3 protein-coding genes are annotated in these 2,241 nt (G+C 67.6%); all 3 read right to left on the bottom strand.

The genetic code is table 11. From position 1 onward, the window contains the following. Positions 1-257: 257 nt before the first annotated feature. Entirely contained in the window at positions 258-905 is a 648-nt protein-coding gene (locus tag WBV89_RS16240; protein ID WP_423982390.1) for a copper chaperone PCu(A)C, read from the bottom strand. A gap of 5 nt (positions 906-910) precedes the next feature. Beyond that, positions 911-1,945 (bottom strand): hypothetical protein, encoded by a 1,035-nt coding sequence (locus WBV89_RS16235; RefSeq protein WP_423982389.1) that lies wholly within the window; start codon positions 1,943-1,945, stop codon positions 911-913. Continuing rightward, positions 1,942-2,241: cupredoxin domain-containing protein (locus WBV89_RS16230; RefSeq protein ID WP_423982388.1), on the bottom strand; the 300-nt coding region annotated here is incomplete at its 5' end. The genes WBV89_RS16230 and WBV89_RS16235, both read right to left, overlap by 4 nt.

Raw genomic sequence — 2,241 nt, 5'->3', positions numbered from 1 at the left:
ACCGCCGTCACGGATCCGCCGTTGCCACGCGATGCCCTGTTCGATCACGTCGGGCGGGCAGATCGCCCCGTAGTCGGGCGGGGCATCGCCGACGTTGGCTGCCAGCCACTCGGCGGCTTCGGCCTGGAACTGGTCGACCTCGATCATCTCCGTCATCAGGACCAGTCTGGTCCGTGGCGGCGCCACCGATCCCATCCGCCATTCCGGAACGGCGGCTCGTCGCCACGGAACCGTGTCGGCGATCGTCGAAACGACGATCAGCCGTCGGTCGTGGGGGCCTCTTCCATCTCGTCCATCTCCGAGTCATCCATCTCGGAGTGATCCATGGTGTCGTCGGTCATCTCGGACTCGTCCATCTCGGAGTGGTCCATGTCGTCGCCCATGGCATCGTCGTCGAGGGAACGGACCTCGGCGACGAACTCGATCGACGTTCCGTTGTCGAACGTCAGCGTCACGTCGACCGAATCCGGGTAGGTGGCCGGGTCGATGTCGAGCAGCATGATGTGGGCACCGCCCGGCTCGAACGTCACCGACTCGCCGGAGGCGACTTCGAATCCGCCGTCCTTCTCCTGCATCGTCATCGTGTCGTCGTCGTTCATGATCACTTCGTGCAGCTGGACGTCGTCGCTGACCGAGCTGGTCGCCGACACGGCGGTGAGGGTCTCCTCGGTGTCGTTCGTGAGGACTCCGTACACCGCGCTCGTGGTCTGGCCCTCGGCGGGCTGACGGGACCACGCATCGTTCATCGTGACACCGGTGGTCTCGGCAGCCTCATCGGTGGCGTCGGTGCTGGCGGTGGTGTCGGTGCTCGCAGAATCGTCGGATCCACAGGCGGTGAGACCGAGCGCGGCGACCAGTGCGGCCGAGACGGCGAGGCGGGAGATGTTGGAATTGGTTTTCTTCACGCGGGTCAGGTCGTCGCGACCGCGTCCCGGGTTCCCGGACTCATGAAGAAAAGTCGGGAGATCGCGAGGACGACGCCGCCGACCCCGGCCACGAAGGCAGCGACGAGGACCAGCCGTTCGAACCACTGCGGGGCACCGGTCGGCACGATGGCGGCGGTGAGTCCGTCCCGTTTGATGAACGCCCAGACCACGAGTTCGCTCGCAGCGACGAGTCCCGCGGCCTGGGCCAGGAAGGGTGACCGGTTCCGGAGTGGGTACGCGGCGACTGCGGCCACCACCGCGAGGGCGGGGAGCAGCGGCCAGACGAGACGCGGTCCGGTCTCCGCGGGGAGCGACGTGTACTGCCACCACCCGGCAACGAGTGCAGCGAGGGCGACGGGTGCCAGCACGATCGCCCACCCGGCACTCCGCCTCGACAGCCACACCGCGACGGCGACGACGGCTGCACCGAGGAGTCCGCCGATGATGGCGGGGAGCATCGACGGTTCGGGTTCCCAGGTCGAGATCACCGTCACGGCGACATCTTCACCGTTCACCGTGATCGGGATGACCTGTTCGAGGATCTGGTCGCCCGGCTCCTGGCCGGCCGGACGGATCGGTTGCATCCAGTGGGCGCGATGGTCGTGCCACGCGAACGATCCGGATCGGGCGACCGTCTCCCAGTCGGGGTCGGCGTCGGCGGTCGCGAAGTCGGGTGCGTCCGCTCCGTAGCGGTTCTCGTTCTGGTAGCTCGTCGGGGAGTTGCGGTTTTCGCGCACCTCGCCGTCGGGGAGAAACCACAGGTAGGGCTCGCCGAAGTAGCCGACGACCGTCGCCTCGGTTCCCGGCTCGGCGGTCAGTTGGACGAACGAGTCACCACCGAGGATGTCGAGCGACACTCCGGTGGTCGCGGGCTCGACCGAGAGGATCTCCGAGCGGTAGTCGGTGGGTCCCGCCGGGTCGGCGTGCGCGGTTCCGCCTCCGACGACCAGCGCGAGGATCACGATCGCCGATGCCAGTGCCCATCGCAGCGGAGTTGGACGCGGGGCGCGGGAGCTCATGCGCTGACGTTCAGGACGAGTTCACCACTCGGGTGGACCGTGCACACGCCTTCGAAGCTTCCTGGCGAGGTGAACTCTTGGCGGATCGTCTCATCGGCGCCGACGAACCAGGGACCGACGTTGTGGCCTCGGTCGTCGAGATTCACGATCTCGATCGTCTCGCCCACGTTCACGTCGAGCGTCGCGGGCAGGATCTCGAGTGGTTCCCCGGCATCGAGCGCCTCACCGGCGCCCGCAGGGATGGTGAACTCGTAGGTTGCCGCCGCGGCCCCGGATTCGAATCCGAATCCGGGGCC

This window comes from Ilumatobacter sp., assembly GCF_049588435.1.
Taxonomy (GTDB): domain Bacteria; phylum Actinomycetota; class Acidimicrobiia; order Acidimicrobiales; family Ilumatobacteraceae; genus Ilumatobacter_A.
The sequence above is the reverse complement of the archived record's forward strand: the minus strand, read 5'-3'. Positions and strand labels throughout refer to the sequence as shown.

What these genes read in the sequence shown, in the direction of transcription:
- WBV89_RS16235 (WP_423982389.1), bottom strand. Translation starts at nt 1,945, where the DNA reads ATGAGCTCCCGCGCCCCGCGTCCAACTCCGCTGCGATGGGCACTGGCA.